The 18,854-nt window shown below is 62.4% G+C and carries 12 protein-coding genes and 3 tRNA genes; 3 read left to right on the plus strand and 12 right to left on the minus strand.

Features of this window, described 5'->3' with window-relative positions; translation table 11 throughout:
• Positions 1 to 54: 54 nt before the first annotated feature.
• Together CO676_RS03465 and CO676_RS03470 are read right to left on the minus strand one after the other, a co-directional pair.
• Positions 55 to 131: transfer RNA gene (locus CO676_RS03465), tRNA-Asp, on the minus strand.
• Between the two features lie 68 nt (positions 132 to 199).
• Positions 200 to 276: transfer RNA gene (locus CO676_RS03470), tRNA-Asp, on the minus strand.
• 368 nt (positions 277 to 644) lie between these two features.
• On the opposite strand from CO676_RS03470, the gene CO676_RS03475 reads away from it, so the two are divergent.
• Positions 645 to 720: transfer RNA gene (locus CO676_RS03475), tRNA-Val, on the plus strand.
• A 58-nt stretch (positions 721 to 778) separates the two neighbouring features.
• On the opposite strand, the gene CO676_RS03480 is transcribed toward CO676_RS03475, so the two are convergent.
• From CO676_RS03480 to CO676_RS03490, 3 genes are all read right to left on the minus strand, one after another.
• Positions 779 to 1,177, minus strand: a complete 399-nt coding sequence (locus CO676_RS03480; protein WP_014764020.1) for a cupin domain-containing protein — start codon at positions 1,175 to 1,177, stop codon at positions 779 to 781.
• A gap of 88 nt (positions 1,178 to 1,265) precedes the next feature.
• Positions 1,266 to 4,727 (minus strand): AAA family ATPase, encoded by a 3,462-nt coding sequence (locus CO676_RS03485; protein ID WP_097519675.1) that lies wholly within the window; start codon positions 4,725 to 4,727, stop codon positions 1,266 to 1,268.
• Entirely contained in the window at positions 4,727 to 6,007 is a 1,281-nt protein-coding gene (locus tag CO676_RS03490) for an exonuclease SbcCD subunit D (protein ID WP_097519676.1), read from the minus strand. Before CO676_RS03490 ends, CO676_RS03485 begins: the two co-directional genes overlap by 1 nt.
• A 284-nt stretch (positions 6,008 to 6,291) precedes the next feature.
• Between CO676_RS03490 and CO676_RS03495 the strand changes: the two genes are divergently transcribed.
• Both CO676_RS03495 and CO676_RS03500 read left to right on the plus strand, forming a co-directional pair.
• The gene (locus CO676_RS03495) at positions 6,292 to 8,139 is read left to right on the plus strand and encodes a HAMP domain-containing methyl-accepting chemotaxis protein (RefSeq protein ID WP_179875399.1); all 1,848 of its coding nucleotides are present in this window, start codon (positions 6,292 to 6,294) and stop codon (positions 8,137 to 8,139) included.
• A gap of 193 nt (positions 8,140 to 8,332) precedes the next feature.
• Positions 8,333 to 8,806, plus strand: a complete 474-nt coding sequence (locus tag CO676_RS03500) for a MarR family transcriptional regulator (RefSeq protein ID WP_041414290.1) — start codon at positions 8,333 to 8,335, stop codon at positions 8,804 to 8,806.
• Positions 8,807 to 8,893: 87 nt separating this feature from the next.
• On the opposite strand, the gene CO676_RS03505 is transcribed toward CO676_RS03500, so the two are convergent.
• The 7 genes from CO676_RS03505 to CO676_RS03530 form a co-directional block, all read right to left on the minus strand.
• On the minus strand, positions 8,894 to 11,089 hold the full coding sequence (locus CO676_RS03505; RefSeq protein WP_097519678.1) for an esterase-like activity of phytase family protein: 2,196 nt from the start codon (positions 11,087 to 11,089) through the stop codon (positions 8,894 to 8,896).
• Positions 11,090 to 11,391: 302 nt separating this feature from the next.
• Positions 11,392 to 11,664: a DNA-binding protein HupB gene (hupB, locus tag CO676_RS03510; RefSeq protein ID WP_014764013.1), complete on the minus strand. Its 273-nt coding sequence runs from the start codon at positions 11,662 to 11,664 to the stop codon at positions 11,392 to 11,394.
• Between the two features lie 219 nt (positions 11,665 to 11,883).
• Entirely contained in the window at positions 11,884 to 14,301 is a 2,418-nt protein-coding gene (gene lon, locus CO676_RS03515; RefSeq protein ID WP_014764012.1) for an endopeptidase La, read from the minus strand.
• A gap of 459 nt (positions 14,302 to 14,760) precedes the next feature.
• The gene (clpX, locus tag CO676_RS03520) at positions 14,761 to 16,038 is read right to left on the minus strand and encodes an ATP-dependent Clp protease ATP-binding subunit ClpX (RefSeq protein ID WP_014764011.1); all 1,278 of its coding nucleotides are present in this window, start codon (positions 16,036 to 16,038) and stop codon (positions 14,761 to 14,763) included.
• Between the two features lie 280 nt (positions 16,039 to 16,318).
• Positions 16,319 to 16,945, minus strand: coding sequence for an ATP-dependent Clp endopeptidase proteolytic subunit ClpP (gene clpP, locus CO676_RS03525; protein ID WP_014764010.1), 627 nt, complete (start codon positions 16,943 to 16,945; stop codon positions 16,319 to 16,321).
• Positions 16,946 to 17,034: 89 nt separating this feature from the next.
• On the minus strand, positions 17,035 to 17,181 hold the full coding sequence (locus tag CO676_RS35110; protein WP_179875400.1) for a hypothetical protein: 147 nt from the start codon (positions 17,179 to 17,181) through the stop codon (positions 17,035 to 17,037).
• A gap of 45 nt (positions 17,182 to 17,226) precedes the next feature.
• Positions 17,227 to 18,786, minus strand: coding sequence for a phospholipase D family protein (locus CO676_RS03530; protein ID WP_097519679.1), 1,560 nt, complete (start codon positions 18,784 to 18,786; stop codon positions 17,227 to 17,229).
• Positions 18,787 to 18,854 lie beyond the last annotated feature (68 nt).

Raw genomic sequence — 18,854 nt, forward strand, 5'->3', positions numbered from 1 at the left:
TTGCCGCAATGCAAAAATCAATTGAATGGCCTTGAAAGACGGAAGGAGGAGAAATGGCGCGAGTGACGGGGCTCGAACCCGCGACCTCCGGCGTGACAGGCCGGCACTCTAACCGACTGAGCTACACCCGCGCATTGTGGCCTGAATGGCCCTTATTTCACCATCGACACTCTTTGAGAATGCCTATGCACCAGAAGAGTGGCGCGAGTGACGGGGCTCGAACCCGCGACCTCCGGCGTGACAGGCCGGCACTCTAACCGACTGAGCTACACCCGCATCCTCTTGGCTGGCCGGGGCGCTCGCGCACCCCGCAATCAAGGCGGCCCAGCCGTCTCGATGAGCGGCTAACTAAGCGGTTCGCCTTGGGGTGTCAAGCGTGTTTGAAGACAAAACCGTGACGGACGGAATTTTGATCCACAAGGTACCCCGCGGGCGGAAAGTGTGTGCAGGAACAGGCGCCTTACCGGCTCCAAGTTTGCGCAGCCCCATTGAAGGTTTGTCCACAAAGAGGGCAGCGCGCCGCCCAGCTGCATCGCGCCTGCTCGCAAAAAAATCTAAAAAAACGCGCAAATCCTCTTGCGGTTTTCGCCGGCAGCGCATAGATCACGCCCACCGACGCGGCGGACAATGTTCGACACGCGAAAGGGCGATTAGCTCAGTTGGTAGAGCGCCTCGTTTACACCGAGGATGTCGGGAGTTCGAGTCTCTCATCGCCCACCATTTTTCCGAAAGCATAAATTGATCGCAAGTGGCAAAGATCGTTGCCGTGCAGCGCCTCTTACGCCCCCCGATACTGCTCGTCAGTCACATGTTCCAGCCAATCGACCGCCTTGCCGTCGAGTGCCTCCTGGATGGCGATATGGGTCATCGCCGTATCCGCAGCCGCGCCGTGCCAGTGCTTCTCGCCCGGCGGGAACCAGACGACATCGCCGGCGCGGATCTCGCGGAGTTCTCCGCCCCAGCTTTGTGCGAGGCCACGACCGGCCGTGACGATCAGGGTCTGGCCGAGCGGATGCGTGTGCCAGGCGGTCCGCGCGCCCGGTTCAAAGGTCACCGTCGCTCCGCGGACCCGCGCCGGCGCAGGCGCCTCGAAGGCTGGATCGAGGCGCACGGCTCCGTGGAAATATTCGGCCGGTCCGCGGGACGAGGGCCTCGATCCACACTCAAAGACTTCCATCAGAACCTCCTCTTGGCGATCGCGTCAAAACTTGTAGCGCGAATGCGGGCACAAAGCGCCTGCACCTTATCTCTTTTCCGCAAAGTCGCTACAGCTTGTGAACGGTTACCCCGGGGCAGGCGCTGCGGGCGATATCGCACAGGTGTTCGTGGTGCGTCAGATAGATCACCTGGCCGACCCGCGCCATCTCGGCCATCAGATCGAAGGCCCGGCCGGCGCGATTGTCGTCGAAGGTTTCCATGATGTCGTCGGCGATGAAAGGCAGCGTCTCGCGGGCCGCCGCGACCTCGTGGTAGCCGGCGATCCTCAGCGCCAGGTAGAGCTGGAAGCGCGTGCCTTTCGAGAGATCGCCTGCGAGCTTCGATCCGCCCACAGCCGTGTTGGCGATCAGGAATTCCTGCCCCTTGTCGGCCTCAGTCGAGAGGCCGGCATACTCACCGCCGCTGATATGCGAAAATGTCCGGGAGGCGCGCTGCATCATGGCGCTGCGATGGCGCTCGCGAAACAGCCTCAGCGCATGCTCGGCGGCAACGACGCCCGCTTTCAGCCTCAGATAACCAACCGCCTTATGCTCGATCTCGAGCAGGATCGTCCGCTGCTTCTGCTCGAGTTCAGCCACCCTGTCGCCGCCCTCGATTTCCGCGAGTGCCCTTTCCTTGTTTCTCACTTCCGAATGCAGCTCGCTGACATCACGATCGGCGACATCGATCGCTTCCTCGAGCCGGGCGAGCTCAAGCCTGAGCTCCGCTTCATCCACACCAGCGAGGATAAATTCGGCCTCGCTGCTCGTGGCTGTGCCGAGCCTGGTCACCAGGTCATCTTCAAACTCTGCGCATCTCTGCCGTTGCCTCTCCTGCTCGCGAACCGCCTCCAGGCAGAACCCGGCCTCTTCGAGCGTCCCGCATCCGAAGAAGTCGAGAATCACCTGCCTCATCGCCAGATGCTGCTTCTCTTCACTTCGCAGCAATCTAAGGGCCTCTTCCAGGCATACGATGTTGCCCGAAGCATCGAGGCGTCGCCCTTCCTGGCGCTGCGCCGCCGCAATGCGGTCACGCAGCGACGCGTAGAGCTCGAGCGGATCGCCCCCTCCCCGCTCCGCCACTTCGCGGGCGAGATCCGCGATCGCCTCGGCAAAGCTCTTCTGATCCTTCCGCATGGCTGCAATGCGATGGTCGAGTTCGGTCTTCCTCTGCATCAGCTTGTCGAAATCCTGCAGCACGGCGAGCACCGGGCCGATTTCGTGCGGAGGCGGCCGGTCGGCGCGGCCGGCAAGCCAGGTCGCGGCGAGCCCCTCCGCCCATGCATCATCCCAGCGAACCATGGCAGCCTCGGCGGCGGCGAGAACCGTCTCCCGGTTTTCCATGGCTTCGGACGCGCGGCGAAGCTGCGCAAGAGCCGCGCCGTGGGCCGCCACCGCACTTTGCGCACGGGAGACGATTTGTTCCGCAGCCACGAGGAGTTCATCGAGCCGGTCCGGCAAGTAATCGGTCACGCCGAGCCGCAGCAATTCCTCCCGCAACGCGCGTGTCGCCGCCTGCTCTTCCGAAGAGGCCCTGTCGCGCGCCTGGCACGCGGCGCGCAGATCGGCGCGCAACTCGAGCGCCGCCGCTCGCGTGGCAAGCCAGGCCTCCAGATGCGGCACCAGCTTCACGTTGGGTAAACCGCTTGCGGTTGCGGCAGCAGCCACCATTGCGTCCAGCCGTTGGCCCTCTTCGGACAAGGCCGCTCTTTGTCTCTCGAGCGCCTCAAGACGAGCGCGCCTTTCCGAAATCGCGAGAGCGAGGCCGCGCATCTCGGCCACCCGCTCGGCATTGGCCAGACGAAGTGCGACGGCGGCATCGTCATCCCTCATTGTGGCCTCGAATGCGCCTGCCGTCTCCTCGTCAAGGCTGGAGCGATGCAATTGCCAGGCAAAGTCCCGGCGCCGGCGCAGCGCGCCCGCCGTCGCGTCATCCACAGCCGCGCCGTGCGACGCCATTGCGGCGAGCCGCGCCTCGTCCCCCGCCTGGCGCTCGCGCTCGTCACCGATCCGATCGTCGAGCCGCAACCGCCGCTCCGAGAGGCCTGCGTCCTCCGCTCTCCACATGGCGACGACGCCGGCCGCGGGTGCAGGAAGCCTCGCCAATTCATCGGCATCGCCGGCGAAAGGCCGCAGCCTGTCCATTGCATCGGCAAGTGCTGCCTCCAGCCGGTCGATCTCCCTGGTCGCGGCCTGCTGACGCAACAGGCAATCATTCTGGCGCAACACATGCAGCCGTTCCATGAGGATGCCGGTATCGGCGACGCCGCCCTTGAGCCGGTCCAGCTCGCGTTCCGACTGGGCGCGATTGCGCCTTGCACTGTCGAGCTCCTCGCGCGCCGATGCCAGCTTTTCCGAAAGGCCGGCATGCTGACGAATCAGTTCCTGGAGTCGAGCAGCCCGTGTGGTCGGCAGTACCAGCGAAACGGGATCGGGATTGTCAGCCTCGCCGAGACGGATGAGACATGCGCGGATCTCGGCCGAGGTCCTTGCCAGTTCGTCCAGTCGCGACGGCATATCGCGGGCGGCCGTCTGGTAGCGGGCGTCGAGTGCCGAATCACGCAGCGCCTCGAACCGCCCCGCGAGCGCAAGCGCCTCATCGTCCCGCGGCAGTCCTTCGAGTTCCGCCCGGCGCTGTGCCAGCTCTTCGTCCAGTTGCCGCAGTCGGGTGGCGATTTCGACCTCCTGCCTGCGGAGCGCCGGCAGGTCGTTCCACCAATCTTGCGGCGGGACCGGCAACGCCTGCGTCTCCGCAAGCCGTTCCCGCGCATGGCGGAGCCTTGCCAGGAGCGGCAGTGCCTCGAGCTCGACGCGCAGCCGATCCCGTCTGACGCGCAGTTCGGCGCGCTGCCGCGCTGCCACATCATGGCGTTCCCGGGCTTTCGCCAGCGTCTTGCGAAGATCGGCATACTCGCGCGCATTGACGTCGACAGCCTTGCGCTCGAACTTGAGCGCGTCCAACTCCGCCTTCAGTTCCGCTAGCCGATGCTTGCGCGCCTGGGGGCGAAAAAAGGCATCCGCTTCGGCGCGCAGGTTGGCGAGCACCGCGCCGCTGTCCGGCAGGCCGGAGCTTGCCGAGAACAACAGCGAACCCAGCTCCCCCTCGCTCTTGAGGATGGCCTCCCCGCCCTCCTCGATGCTGTCGTCGTCGAGCGAGAACATCATGCGATAGGTGTCGCGGTCGATCGATCCGAGAGCCGCGGAGAAGAGGTTGTCCGGCAGCGGCTGCTCGTCGGGACCGACGAGACTGTTTGCGTTGCGCTTGATCCGATAGGCGTGATGCCTCTTGCCGCCGGCCTCCACGACGCCGCCGATCCGCATCGTCGGGTAGGGATGCAGAAACCCGTAGGGACTGACGCGCTCGATGCCGAAGAGCAGATCGAGGAAGCCCGAGAACAAGGTCGATTTGCCCGCCTCGTTCGGGCCGTAGATCAGGTGGAAATCAGGCTCTCCCGGCCTGGCGGCGCCGAAATCGAGGCTGCGCCCGGTGAACTTGCCGTAACGGACGAGATCCAGCTGTTGCAGCCGCATCAGTCGATGCCATCGATGGCGCTGCGGCCATGGAGATGCGACAGGACGTCGGCGCTTCCGGAAAGGGCCGCGTTCTCGACGAGATCGTCGAGCCCTTCCTCGTCGGCGGCGAGCAGGTTCCGCAGTTCCGCAGGCAGATGCGGCAGCAGCTCCTCGGCGACGGCGCGCATGTCGGCGCGGAAGGCAAAGGCCGACAACACTTCGTTCTCGACGAGCGCCGTCAGTTCGCCAATCGGATCGGCAGCGATGCGGCCCGCATGCTTGCTGCAGCCCGCAAACAGGGTCTCGACCTTCTCGACCCAGCATCGGCCCTGCCCGGCTGCGATGTTCTCCAACTCTCCTTGCAGGAGATCGAAATCCCGCCGCAGCCGCCAGGAAAGCGGTGTCGCGCCCGTCAGCGTAATCCGCAGTATGAGATCGGCTTCCGGTTGGCTCTTGCGAAGCAGGGCGAGCTGCCTGCCAACCGTCTCGAGCATGTCGCGCCAGTCCGCGGTTCCCGTCAGGTCGATCGAGACCCGCTCGAACACCGCCGCGCCCACCGGCCGCTCTTCCAGTGTCACCTCACCGTCGTCGTCGATCATCACGATCGCGACGCCCTTCACCCCCGATTCGTTGATATCGCGTCCCTGCGGCATGCCAGGCATGACGATACAGGGGCTCTCGCTGTGGACCTGCCGCTGGTGGACGTGGCCGAGGGCCCAGTAATCGTAGCCGTGTGCCCGAAGGTCGGCGACGCTGCAGGGGGCGTAGGGATCATGGCCCGCCGAACCGGCGAGGCTCGTGTGCAGCATGCCGACGTTGATGGCATCCGCAACGGGGGGGTGGAAATGCGGCAGCAGGCTTTCCGGCGCATGCGGGTCGGAAAAGCTCATGCCGTGGATATGGACGGATCTGCCGTTCTCCAGAATCTTGGCGACGACCGGCTTGCCGCGCCCCGGAAAGACATGCACCGACGGCGGCAGCGTCAGCTCGCGCGTCACTTGCGACTGGGCGTCGTGATTGCCGCGGATGATGAAGGTGCGGATGCCCGCCTCGTCGAGGCGGCGGAGCTCGCCCGCGAGGAAAAGTGCCGTATTCATCGAGGTCTGATTGCCGTCATAGAGATCGCCGGCGATCAGCAGCGCATCGACTCCTTCGGCAATACAGAGATCGACGATGCGCACCAGGGCATTGCGGGTGGCGCCCCGGACGATCCCGGCAAGCTCCTCGTTTCGCAGTGCCAGGCTGCGTAAGGGCGAATCGAGATGGAGATCTGCGGTATGAACAAATCGGAAGGGCATGGCCGACCATGGCTGCCCCTGAATAGCGCGTCAATGGCGCGCGGGGCTATAGCCCAACCTCAGCTGTGGGCAACGTTCCGCAACTGTCCAAGTGGGCCGCATCCGCGCCCAGCAGGCTCCCCGATTATCGGTTTTGTAACGTCTTGCCCGGTAGTTTTCCCGGCGGGAACGCCTTTGGGCATTTTCAGCACCGGAATGATTCCTGCTTCGGCATCCGCTCCGTCATGACGATCAAGAGCCGGAACAGTTCACCAAGATTTGCGGATGCTATTCCGGAGTTGTCCATGTCCCGCCTGAAGATATCGCATACGCTGATCGGCCTTTTCGTTCTGGTCGTCGTTATCGTCGCAGCACTTGCCCTCTCCTCGATGAACAGCATTCGCATGCTGAACGAGCGAAACAACGAGCTTGCCGACAGCTGGTTGCCACGCGTTTCGCTAGCGCGCGCTCTCGAAACCCAGCTCTCGGACACACGGATGGCTTTCGCGCGCCACCTGATCTCGCTCACCCCGTTCGAGAAGAAACGGGCGGAAAAGGTCATCGGCGAGACTGTCGCCGGTTTCGGCAAGCTCTCGGAAGAGTATGCGGTTCTCGCGACTTCGGATGCCGACAAGGCGGCACTTGCCAAGGTGCATGCGGCCTATCAGGCCTATCTGTCGACCGCCGACAGTATGCTGAAATACTCCAACAACCTCGAGAACATGAAGGCCCAGGGCGTTTTCAAGGTCGAGATGGCGGCGACCGAAAAGAAGATCGATGAGGCGATCGACGAAGTGCTTGCCTCTAATCTTGCTGGTGCGGATGCCGCCGTTGCCGCAAGCGCCGCGACACATGAGCAGGCCATGACGATGGAAACCGTGGTCATCGGTTTTGCCGCCCTCGTCGTTCTGGGCGCAATCGCCTATGCCGTCCGCGGCGTCGCTCGCCCGATCCGGATCATCACCGCCGCGATGGCGAAACTTGCCGGTGGCAATACGGCAAGCAGCATTCCCCACGGCGGCCGCAAGGACGAGATCGGTGAAATGGCTCGTGCCGTCGAAATCTTCCGCCAGGCGGCGATCACTAATCACAAGCTCGAGGAGGAAGCCCGCCTCCAGCGCGCCGAATCGGAAGCCGAGCGTCAAAAGGTGACAGAGGAAGCCGAAACGGCGGCACAGCGGCGCCTCCAGGAAGCGACAGCGGGTCTCGCCAACGGCCTTCGGCGGCTGGCCAGCGGCGACCTCGCCTTCGAGCTCGACGAAGCTTTCGCGCCCGACTTCGAACCGCTGCGGCACGACCTGAACCAGGCGGTCGCCCAGCTCGCCGACACGCTCTCCGCCGTCGCGACGAGCTCGAGCAGCATCGACGGGGGCGCGCGCGAAGTGAGCCACAGCGCCGACGACCTGTCGCGGCGGACCGAGCAGCAGGCGGCATCGCTCGAAGAAACCGCCGCCGCGCTCAATCAGATCACGGTCAATGTCTCCAATTCCTCGAAGCGCACCAATGAAGCGCGTGCAGTGGCGAGTCAGGCGAACGCTAGCGCCCACAAGTCCGGCGCAATCGTTTCCGCCGCGATCGACGCGATGGGGCGGATCAAGCATTCCTCCAGCCAGATTTCCAACATCATCGGCGTCATCGACGAGATCGCCTTCCAGACGAACCTCCTGGCGCTCAATGCCGGCGTCGAAGCGGCGCGCGCCGGCGACGCCGGCAAGGGTTTCGCCGTCGTCGCCCAGGAGGTCCGGGAGCTTGCCCAGCGCTCCGCCAACGCAGCCAAGGAAATCAAGGAGCTGATCCGCAACTCGGCGAACGAAGTCGAAAGCGGCGTTCGGCTCGTGCGCGAAACAGGCGAAGCCCTTCGCACCATCGAGAGCTTTATCGTCACGATCAACGAACACATGGACGCCATTGCGGTTTCGGCCCAGGAGCAGTCCGCCGGCCTTTCCGAAGTCAATATGGCAGTCAACCAGATGGACCAGGTGACGCAGCAGAACGCGGCTATGGTCGAGGAAGCCAATGCCGCCAGCGCCACCCTGGCACAGGAGGCCGGCCGCCTGCGCGAACTGATCGGCCGCTTCACGCTGGCTGGAACAACGGACAATGGCCACGGCTGGACCCAAGGCCGAACATCCGGACCGAGCCTCGCCGCTTAATTTTAATCTAGGCTCAGCCGGCAGCAATTCTTCGTCACGCCAGTTCAACGGCCCTCAAATCCGAGGGCCGTTTCTCTTCGTGAGGCCCTGTCCGTAAGAATTAGGAGGTTTTTGTCGACAAATACGGCGATCGTCACTAAATATAGTCCAACTGCCATTTGACATGGCACCTCACCATATCTCAACGGTATTCATGAAGACGACATTCGAAGTCTCCGACAAGCTGTTCGAACTCTACCATCGCGTCCATCGCCTGGTAAACGAGTCGATGACCGAGGAAGGTGTATCGCTTGCCCGAAGCAAGTTCCTGTTCTTCCTGAGCAAACTCGGCCCTTGCCGCTCCACCGATATCGCCTGCGCCTTGAACTTCGCCCCCAGAACCGTGACGGAAGCGATCGACGGGCTGGAGCGCGATCGTCTGGTGATGCGCAAGCCCGATCCGGACGATCGCCGTGCAAAGATCGTCTCGATCACCGAGACCGGCCGGGCCGTCCTCCAGGCGGCGGAACATCCGCGCAAGCAACTTCTCGAGGAAATCTTCTCGGCCCTGGACGACGAGCAGCTCGATCAGCTCTACGAGATCGTTGGCAAGCTCGTCGACAAGACCGATGAAATCCGCAAGCGCAAGGAAGCGGAGGAAGAGGCCGAAATCGCTGCCGCGCGTTGATCGTGCAGGCTCGGGCCGAACACGGTACCAAAAACAAGGGGCCGGGTCGTCATGTCCCGGCCTCTTCCGCTTTCTCCCGGCCGACGCTTACATCGCGTTAATTGCGCCAATGGAGAAGAACAGGGTCTCGCCGGACGAGTCGTCGACGCCGTCATTATCCGTGACGACGTAGCCGTTTCCAGCCGCATCGACCGTGAAGCCCTCCACCTTGTCGACCACATAGCCATTCAGCGACTTCAGCTCGGGAATGAGATCGCGCACCTCTTCCTTCTTGACGACCGGCAGTTCGCCGCCGAGCGCGGCGGGTTTCAGATCGGCAAGCGCGACGCGGTAGAGCTTCTTGAGCTTCGCCGCTTCGCCGATCAGATTGTCGCGCTCGATGAGATAGGCGTAGTCGCCATGGACGGAGATCTCCGAAAGACCGACCCATCCTTCCTCGGACTTGTCGAGCGGGTAGCGCACCGCGCCCCACTCTTCCTTCGCCGGCTTGTAGGAGACGAGCTTGACGAAGCCCTTCTCATCGTCCTTCCACTCGCGCTGAACCGCCATCCAGAGCGTCAGGTCGTCCCCTTCGCCAACGGCCGTGATCCCTTCGAAGCCGTAGCGAATTTCGTTGGCGGCGAGCTCTGCCGGAAGGGCAATCTCCTGCTTGATTTCGCCCTTCTTGTTCACGTGGAAGAGCGCGTGGCTATAAAGCTTGTCCGCGTTGCCTTCGGACGCCAGCCAGAATCCGCCTTCGCCGTCATTTGCGACGCCTTCGATGTCGAGCTTTTGCGCGGCTGCGCCATCGCGGGTGATCGGCAGCGCCTCGGTGATCAGCGCCGGCTTCTGCGTCGCATCGACCGTGAAAATCGTCGGCTGCGAGGAGAGGACGGAATCGTTGACCGCCCTGAGGATGCCCGGCTTGTCCTCTACCGCCGCAAGGCCGGACAGCGCGCCGAACCCGATCGGCAGACCGTTCTTCTCCGCGGAGCGAATCTGCGGGTAGGCGGCCTCCCCTTCCCTGCGCTCATAGATCATCACATGCGCCCGCGCGCCGTCGTCCTCGACGAGGTCGACCTCGTTGGCGGTCGCAAACAGATTGCGGCCGGGGATGGCGATCGCACCTTCGGGCGAGATTCCGGACGGCAGAAGCTGGAGCAGTTCCGGTTCCGCGCCGGTGTCCCGGTAAACGCCGACGATCGAGGCGCGCTCGGAGAGCACGAAGAAGAGCTTGTCGTCGCCGTATTGCGCCATTTCCAGGCCTTCCGGCTCGATGCCCTTCGCCGACGAGCGCTTCTCCGGATAGTGGCCGATCTGCGCGATCGCGTGTTCGAGGCTAGCACCGGACTCGAACAAAGCCTTGCCGGTCGCGTCAAAGATCGTAAAGCCGCGGGCGCCGCCTACGTAGTCGCCTTCATTGGCGACCACCAGGCGGTTGTCGTCGAGCCATTTGACGGCATCGGGCTCACGTTTGCGGCCAGCCTGTTCGCCCGTAAAGGCGATGGCGCCGTCACGCTTGGCGTCGACGTTGTTGAGATCCACCGTCCCGGCGGAGAAATGCGCCTTCACCGTCGCCGACTTGCCATCGATTATGACGATGTGATTGTTTTCCTGCAGGGTGAGCGCAATCTCGTCCTTGCCGTTGAAGGCGACGAATTCCGGCTCCGGATCCTCACCGGCGACTTCGGCAAGTCCGGTGAGCGCCACATGCTTGATCGTCGCGCAATCCGCGACTCCGTCCTTCAGCGACAGGATCACGAGGTCGCCCGCCGGCATCTGCGGGATTTGCCCGTCGTTGACCTCCTCGTCGCGCTCGTTCTCGATGGCGATCGCGGCAAGCGTCCGATCCTTGTTGACCGCTACGGAATCCGGCTGGCCGCCGAGATCGCAAGTGGCGTCAACCCTTTTCGTCGCGATATCGACAACGGCAAGCAGGCCGGAGGGTTTGGTGAAGCTTTCGCGCGTGTTGACGGCGACCAGAGCCTTCGCGTCGGCGACCGCGACCGACGTCGGCTCGCCGTCGAAGGGAACGATGCCATCAGCCTTCGGCATTCGGGCGTCGGTGATGTTGATGAAGCCAATGCGCTTGCCGGGGCTATCCGTATAAATGAGCGTCTTGCCGTCGTCGCTGGCGGTGATGATTTCCGCCGATGTCGGCGCCTTTCGGTCGGCGCCTTGGGGCAGGTTGCCGGCGACGGCAAAGGATGCAATGCGGTTAAAGACCTGTTCGGCCCGAGCGGCGGGTGCCGTCGATGCGGCCAGCGCCGTGGCCAAGGCAGCGGTTATGGAAAAAGCCCTCATTTGTCCCTCCTGTCGCGGCGCGCGCCCGGGGATCGGGCATTCCGACACCGCGGTGTTAACCGGAATCGGTACTCGCCACCTTCCGAATGGGAGGCTTGTGCAACCGTCCTGTAACAGCCCGATGACAGCGGAGGTTGAAATGAAAAGAGGCCCGGATCGACCGGGCCTCAATCAACCTGCCGACGATCCTGCGACGAGGAGCGGCAGATGGAACATGAACCTTTGCGGCCTCTGTAGCGGCGCCGCCAAGCAGAGGCCGTACCGGCATCGTCCAGATCCTTGCGGACCTGAAACGCGTCCGATTAGTTGACGGCGTCCTTCAGGCCCTTGCCGGCCGTGAACTTCGGCACGTTGCGCGCCGGGATGTCAACTTCCGCACCCGTCGACGGGTTGCGGCCCTTGCTCGCTTCGCGACGGCTCACGGAGAAGTTGCCGAAGCCGACGAGACGAATGTCGCCACCGCTCTTCAGTTCGCCCTGAATGGTCTCAAACACTGCGTCAACAGCGGAAGACGCATCGGCCTTGGAAAGTCCGGCCTTCTCCGCAACGGCAGACACGAGCTCATTTTTGTTCATGTTTCCACCCCTTTCATATTGGTTCGAAACGACTGTCTTTTAAGCCGGGGCGGCTTGCGCACGCCCACGTCTTGCCATTCCCAATTGCGCCGAATCCCTTGAAATGCAAGGCTTAGAGGGTGCTTTTACAACAGAAAAGACCGGCAAATGGCCGGTCTTTTCCGTTTTTCTCGGCAAAGGGCGCAAGAGGGACACAGTCTCGGCCCTCTTTGCGCATTTTCAGTGGGCGATCGAGGCCCCCGCTTCGTCCTGCGAATCGACCGGCGAAATGGTGCTGGCGTGGCTTGCCGGGTCCCATTCGATCGGCTCGGGACGCCGCGTCAATGCGTGCTCGAGCACCTCGCCCATCCGCGAAACCGGGATGATTTCGAGGTTGTTCTTCACATTGTCCGGGATCTCGGCGAGATCCTTGGCGTTCTCTTCGGGGATCAGCACCTTCTTGATGCCGCCACGCAGCGCCGCCAACAGCTTCTCCTTCAAACCGCCGATCGGCAGGACGCGGCCACGCAGGGTGATCTCGCCGGTCATCGCCACATCCTTGTGGATCGGAATGCCGGTCATCACTGAGACGATTGCCGTCGCCATGGCAACGCCGGCGGACGGACCATCCTTCGGCGTCGCACCTTCCGGCACGTGCACGTGGATGTCGCGCTTGTCGAAGAGCGGCGGCTCGATGCCGAAATCGATCGCACGCGAGCGGACATAGGATGCCGCCGCCGAAATCGATTCCTTCATAACGTCGCGCAGGTTGCCGGTGACCGTCATGCGGCCCTTGCCGGGCATCATCACGCCTTCGATCGTCAGCAGTTCGCCGCCGACCTCGGTCCAGGCGAGACCCGTGACAACGCCCACCTGGTCGTCGCGCTCGGCTTCACCATGACGGAAGCGCGGCACGCCGAGATAGTCGTTGACGTTGTCGGCCGTCACCTCGACCTTCTTGGTCTTGCCCTTGAGGATCTCGGTCACTGCCTTGCGGGCAAGCTTCATCAGCTCGCGTTCGAAGTTGCGAACGCCCGCTTCGCGTGTGTAGGTCTGGATCACCGCCATCAGCGCGCCGTCGGTCACGGAGAATTCGTTCGGCTGCAGCGCATGATCGCGGATCGCCTTCGGCAGCAGGTGTCGCTTGGCGATCTCCAGCTTTTCCTCCTCCGTGTAGCCGGCGATACGGATGACTTCCATGCGGTCCATCAGCGGCGGCGGAATGTTCAGCGTGTTCGCCGTGGTGATGAACATCACGTTCGAGAGGTCGTATTCAACCTCGAGATAGTGATCCATGAAGGTCGAGTTCTGTTCCGGATCGAGTACTTCCAGAAGCGCCGAAGACGGATCGCCACGGAAGTCCTGGCCCATCTTGTCGATCTCGTCGAGCAGGAAGAGCGGGTTGGACCGCTTGGCCTTCTTCATCGACTGCACGACCTTGCCCGGCATGGAGCCGATATAGGTCCGGCGGTGACCACGGATCTCCGCCTCGTCGCGAACGCCGCCGAGAGCCATGCGGATATATTCGCGGCCTGTCGCCTTGGCGATCGACTTGGCAAGCGAGGTCTTGCCGACGCCCGGAGGGCCGACAAGGCACAGGATCGGACCCTTGATCTTCGTGGAGCGCGCCTGCACGGCCAGATACTCGACGATGCGCTCCTTGACCTTGTCGAGCCCGAAGTGGTCCAACTCCAACACCTTCTCGGCGTGGTTGAGGTCGGTCTTGATCTTTGACTTCTTGCCCCAGGGCAAGCCCAGAAGCCAATCCAGATAGTTGCGCACGACGGTCGCTTCCGCAGACATCGGGCTCATCTGGCGCAGCTTCTTCAGCTCCGCATCGGCCTTCTCACGGGCTTCCTTGGAAAGTTTCGTCTTGGCAATGCGCTCCTCGAGTTCAGCCATCTCGTCGCGGCCGTCCTCGCTGTCGCCGAGCTCCTTCTGGATCGCCTTCATCTGTTCGTTGAGGTAGTACTCGCGCTGGGTCTTCTCCATCTGCCGCTTGACGCGCGAACGGATTCGCTTTTCGACCTGCAGAACCGAGATCTCGCCTTCCATGAAGCCGAGCGCCTTTTCCAGGCGCATCTTCACGCTGGTCGTCTCGAGCATTTCCTGCTTCTCGACGATCTTGATCGACAGGTGCGAAGCAACCGTATCGGCGAGCTTGGAATAATCATCGATCTGGCTCGCGACACCGACGACTTCCGGGGAAATCTTCTTGTTCAGCTTCACGTAGCTTTCGAATTCGGAGACGACCGAGCGGCTCAGCGCTTCGATCTCGACCGGATCCTCTTCCGGCTCGCGCAGCACATGGGCGACCGCTTCGTAGAAGTCTTCGCGTGCCGTGTAGCGGTCGATCTCCGCCCGTGCGCGCCCCTCGACGAGAACCTTGACGGTGCCATCGGGGAGCTTCAGAAGCTGCAGCACATTGGCAATCGTGCCGACGCGGTAGATCGCAGAAGGCTCCGGATCGTCATCCGTCGCATTGATCTGGGTCGCCAGCATGATCTGCTTGTCGGTGCCCATCACCTCTTCAAGCGCGCGGATGGACTTCTCGCGGCCGACGAAAAGCGGCACAATCATATGCGGGAAGACCACAATGTCGCGCAACGGCAGAACCGGATAGGTCGCGCTTTCGGCCGGAGGCGTTTTGTTCGTCATGTCATTTCCTTTCCGTCCCGATTTCGGGCCCGTTCCCGGGAGCCTCAACGGCACTCCCGGCTGTCAAATTTCCTTCATGAAAGTGGAGTGCAACAGGGGCCTTTTCAAGGCTAGGCGCATTCTCCGCCTCCATGGACAATTCCCGTTTCTTACGCTGAGAGGCTGATGCCGGCCTTACGTGGCTCCCCGGACGCCGGCGCACAAACGCGTTCATTGAATCGTCGTATCATTGCGTTGTTGTGGAGCTTTCGCAACATTCGAATCGCTCGAGCACAATCATTTTAGGGCGAAAGTGTTCGCAAGCTTGCTCCGTCCTCACGAACGACAAGGCGCACGGCGGACAAGAGCCGTGCTGATCTCCACCTTCACATCTTCGCGAGCATCAAGGATGCGCCGTATGCGCACGAAAAAGCCCGCACTCGGGCGGGCTTTTTCGTGCAATTTGAACGTGGCAAGCCGTCAGGCCGAGACGTTGGTCTTCTCTTCGGAGCGATCCGAGTAGATATAGAGCGGCCGGGCGGTTCCCTTGACCACTTCGTCCGAGATCACCACCTCGCGAACCCCCTCGAGCGTCGGCAGTTCGAACATTGTGTCGAGCAGGATTTTCTCCATGATCGAGCGCAGGCCGCGGGCGCCGGTCTTGCGGACGATGGCCCTCTTGGCGATTTCGCGCAGGGCGTCCTCGTGGAAGGTCAACTCGACGTCTTCCATCTCGAACAGCCGTTGGTACTGCTTGACGAGCGCGTTCTTCGGCTCCGACAGAATCTGGATCAGCGCGTCCTCGTCGAGATCCTCGAGGGTCGCGAGAACCGGCAAACGGCCGATGAATTCCGGAATGAGGCCGAACTTGACCAAATCTTCCGGCTCGAGTTCGCGCAGCACTTCGCCGACCCGCCGGTCTTCCGGCGCGCGAACCGTGGCACCGAAGCCGATCGAGGTCTTTTCGCCGCGGGCGGAGATGATTTTATCAAGGCCCGCGAAGGCGCCGCCGCAGATGAACAGGATGTTGGTCGTATCCACCTGCAGGAATTCCTGCTGCGGATGCTTGCGGCCGCCCTGGGGGGGCACGGAGGCCACGGTGCCTTCCATGATCTTCAGCAGCGCCTGCTGCACGCCCTCGCCCGAGACGTCGCGCGTGATCGACGGATTGTCGGACTTGCGCGAAATCTTATCGACCTCGTCGATGTAGACGATGCCGCGCTGGGCGCGCTCGACGTTGTAGTCGGCGGCCTGCAGCAGCTTCAGAATGATGTTCTCGACGTCCTCGCCGACATAGCCCGCTTCCGTCAGCGTCGTCGCGTCGGCCATGGTGAAGGGCACGTCGATGATACGGGCGAGCGTCTGAGCCAGATAGGTCTTGCCGCAACCGGTCGGACCGACCAGCATGATGTTCGACTTGGCCAGTTCCACGTCGCTGCTCTTGGCCGCGTGGGCAAGGCGCTTGTAGTGGTTGTGCACGGCGACGGACAGGATGCGCTTGGCCTGCTGCTGCCCGATGACGTATTCGTCGAGAACCTTGATGATTTCCTGCGGGGTGGGAACGCCATCGCGGGACTTGACCATCGAGGTCTTGTTCTCTTCGCGGATGATGTCCATGCAGAGTTCCACGCATTCATCACAGATGAACACGGTGGGGCCGGCAATCAGCTTACGCACTTCGTGCTGGCTCTTGCCGCAAAACGAACAATAGAGGGTATTCTTCGAGTCACCGCCGTTGCTGCCGCTGACCTTGCTCATTTTCATTTCCTTCCAGCACGCCGGACACCTTCGGAAAGATATCACGGACCAGTCAATTCGCCTTGCGCGCGATCAAGGCGCCGCGCAGGGTTCCTGGGAGTACTCACCGCCTCAGGGCAATGCCTGATTTCGGTTGCAACGACTCTCCCGTCGAAATCCGCATGCTATACCCTAAACTCCGGCATAGCATTAGCGGTTCATATTAACGGCTTTGCCCTTCCGATAAAGCCCTCAGCCGTTACAAATGTGTCACAACCGCATCTGCGGCGTGATTTCAACCCTATTCACTGCCCTCTGCAGCTTCGCGCGAGGTGATTACCTTATCGATCAGACCCCAATCGAGCGCCTCGTCGGCACTCATGAAATGGTCGCGATCGAGCGTCTGGTCGACTTCCTCGTAGGTGCGGCCGCAATGCTTGACATAGACCTCGTTCAGGCGGCGCTTCATCTTGAGAATGTCTCTGGCATGCCGCTCGATGTCGGAGGCCTGCCCCTGGAAGCCGCCGGAGGGCTGGTGCACCATGATGCGCGCATTGGGCGTCGCAAAGCGCATGTCCTTGTGGCCGGCCGCCAGCAGCAACGAGCCCATCGACGCTGCCTGACCGATGCAGAGCGTCGATACGGCCGGCTTGATGAACTGCATGGTGTCGTAGATCGCCATGCCAGCCGTCACAACGCCGCCCGGCGAGTTGATGTAGAGGGCGATTTCCTTCTTCGGGTTCTCCGCTTCCAGGAAGAGCAATTGCGCGCAGACGAGCGTCGCCATGTGGTCTTCGACGGGGCCCGTAAGGAAGATGATGCGCTCCTTGAGCAGCCGCGAATAGATGTCGTAGGACCGTTCGCCGCGGTTGGTCTGCTCAACAACCATCGGCACCAGCGCCATGGCCGTATCAACTGGATTTCTCATATCGAACCTTCATAGTCGGGCCCGCAATCCCTTCGCGGACCGGGAATCATTGGATAAGCCTCAGTCCTTACATAGAGTGTCAATGCCCTTCACTTCAAGTCGCGAACATTCGATAAGCTTAATGGTCGCAGCGCTTCGGACCAACGTTTTTCGTTGACCGCGGCGACCTGACGATAGAACATTTTTCCAGCGTTGCCGCCCGATGGCGTGCCCATTGCCGCCTTGCTCACAGGCATTCGCGAAGTCGCGGTAAACGATCCGTAAAACCGAAGTCCTTGTTATCAGAGTTGGGATTCGAGCGGCAAGAAGCGGATCGCTCCGGCAATCAGGCGGCGATGGGCGCCCGCGTCCGGCTCCCGTCCGAGCAGCCGTGTCGCTCCGTTCGCCCGGTCGCGCCAGACGAGCCTTCCGCCTTCGAGCGCCAACCGATAACTCCTCTCCGGCAGCGTCTCCTCGTCGAAGATGGACTGGAGTTCGGCGGCCAGTGTCTCGTCGGAGAAAATCACCCCCATCTCCGTATTGAGAGAGGCGGAACGCGGATCGAAGTTCATCGATCCCACATAACCGAACTTGCCATCCACGACGAAAGCCTTGGTGTGCAGGCTGGCATTGCGCGCGCCGAACAGCGACATGCGATGGCGATCGATCACGTCGCCGTCTTCCTTCAGCTCGTAAAGATCGATGCTCCCCTCCAGCAGGCCCTTGCGGTATTTCATATAGCCGCCATGCACGGCGGCAACGTCCGTCGCCGCCAGTGAATTCGTGAGCACCGCCACCCGCACGCCCTTCTTCGCGAGCGCCGTCAGTTGGCGCGTTCCCTCGGCGCCAGGAATGAAATAGGGGGACATGATGCGCAGGTCGCACTCGGCGCCATTGATCAGCGGAAAAAGCTCGCGCAGCAACCAGTTCTGCCGCTTCTGCATCAGCGCCTTTTCCGGCGGATCGAAGGCTAGGCGCACGCCGGCGCTGCGGTGAAGCCTGCGGCTGCCCCAATAGAGATCCGCTGCTGTCTCCGCATCGCCCACCCGTTCCAGATAGAAGCGGGCCGCCGCGGTCCGCGCCAGCGCATCGAGCGTTTCGCGCAGCGCCGGCAGGTAGTGCTTGCGCGGTGTCCGAAGCGCCGCGATCGGCAACACGGATGCACTGTTCCAATATTGATCGAACATGGCCGTCGCCTGATCGACCACCGGTCCCGTCATCCAGACATCCAGGTCGCGGAAGTTCGACAGTTCGGCGGCATCGAAATAGGCGTCGCCTATATTCCGTCCGCCGGCAATGGCCACCCGGCCGTCGGCGATCCACAACTTGTTGTGCATCCGCCGCGTGGCGCTCAAGGCGCGGACCGCCATTTCGAAGCCACGGCGGAAACGGTCGGTCCGCGCCCGGCTAGGATTGAAGAGGCGCACATCGACATTCGGATGCGCGTCAAGCGCGATGCATAGCCGGTCGTGGATGCCGGCATTGATGTCGTCGAGCAGCAGCCGCACACGCACGCCACGCTCGGCCGCCTGAATGATTTCGCGGGTCAGAAGAAACCCCGTCAGTTCGTCCTTCCAATAATAATATTGCAGGTCGAGGCTGCGGCCGGTCGATCGCGCCGAATGGGCGCGCGCGACGAAGGCCTCGATATTGTCCGAAATCAGGGCGACGGCGCATTCGCCGGAGTGGGCGGCAAGAAGCGATGCAACGCTTGCATCGATCCGGGTCGGCTCCCCGGTGAGAGGCAGGGCAAAGGATGGCGGCGCCTGCGGACGGCGCCCGAATACGCCATAGACATATAGTGTCGCGGCAGCGACAAGACCGAGGAGAACGGCAAGAAAGAACGCAATCCAGAAGAACATGCACGCGGTCCACAGCATCGGCTGCGTCCTCAGACTCGCCGGGGCTCCTTCAACATCTTGAATAGTCG

It is taken from the genome of Sinorhizobium sp. BJ1 (assembly GCF_002531555.1).
Lineage (GTDB): Bacteria > Pseudomonadota > Alphaproteobacteria > Rhizobiales > Rhizobiaceae > Sinorhizobium > Sinorhizobium fredii_B.

Coding starts and splice junctions, on each gene's coding strand:
- CO676_RS35110 (WP_179875400.1), bottom strand. CDS start 17,181: ATGCCTGTGAGCAAGGCGGCAATGGGCACGCCATCGGGCGGCAACGCT.
- lon (WP_014764012.1), bottom strand. CDS start 14,301: ATGACGAACAAAACGCCTCCGGCCGAAAGCGCGACCTATCCGGTTCTG.
- CO676_RS03480 (WP_014764020.1), bottom strand. CDS start 1,177: ATGGAAGTCTTTGAGTGTGGATCGAGGCCCTCGTCCCGCGGACCGGCC.
- clpX (WP_014764011.1), bottom strand. CDS start 16,038: ATGAGCAAGGTCAGCGGCAGCAACGGCGGTGACTCGAAGAATACCCTC.
- CO676_RS03490 (WP_097519676.1), bottom strand. CDS start 6,007: ATGCCCTTCCGATTTGTTCATACCGCAGATCTCCATCTCGATTCGCCC.
- CO676_RS03505 (WP_097519678.1), bottom strand. CDS start 11,089: ATGAGGGCTTTTTCCATAACCGCTGCCTTGGCCACGGCGCTGGCCGCA.
- hupB (WP_014764013.1), bottom strand. CDS start 11,664: ATGAACAAAAATGAGCTCGTGTCTGCCGTTGCGGAGAAGGCCGGACTT.
- CO676_RS03500 (WP_041414290.1), top strand. CDS start 8,333: ATGAAGACGACATTCGAAGTCTCCGACAAGCTGTTCGAACTCTACCAT.
- CO676_RS03530 (WP_097519679.1), bottom strand. CDS start 18,786: ATGTTCTTCTGGATTGCGTTCTTTCTTGCCGTTCTCCTCGGTCTTGTC.
- clpP (WP_014764010.1), bottom strand. CDS start 16,945: ATGAGAAATCCAGTTGATACGGCCATGGCGCTGGTGCCGATGGTTGTT.
- CO676_RS03485 (WP_097519675.1), bottom strand. CDS start 4,727: ATGCGGCTGCAACAGCTGGATCTCGTCCGTTACGGCAAGTTCACCGGG.
- CO676_RS03495 (WP_179875399.1), top strand. CDS start 6,292: ATGTCCCGCCTGAAGATATCGCATACGCTGATCGGCCTTTTCGTTCTG.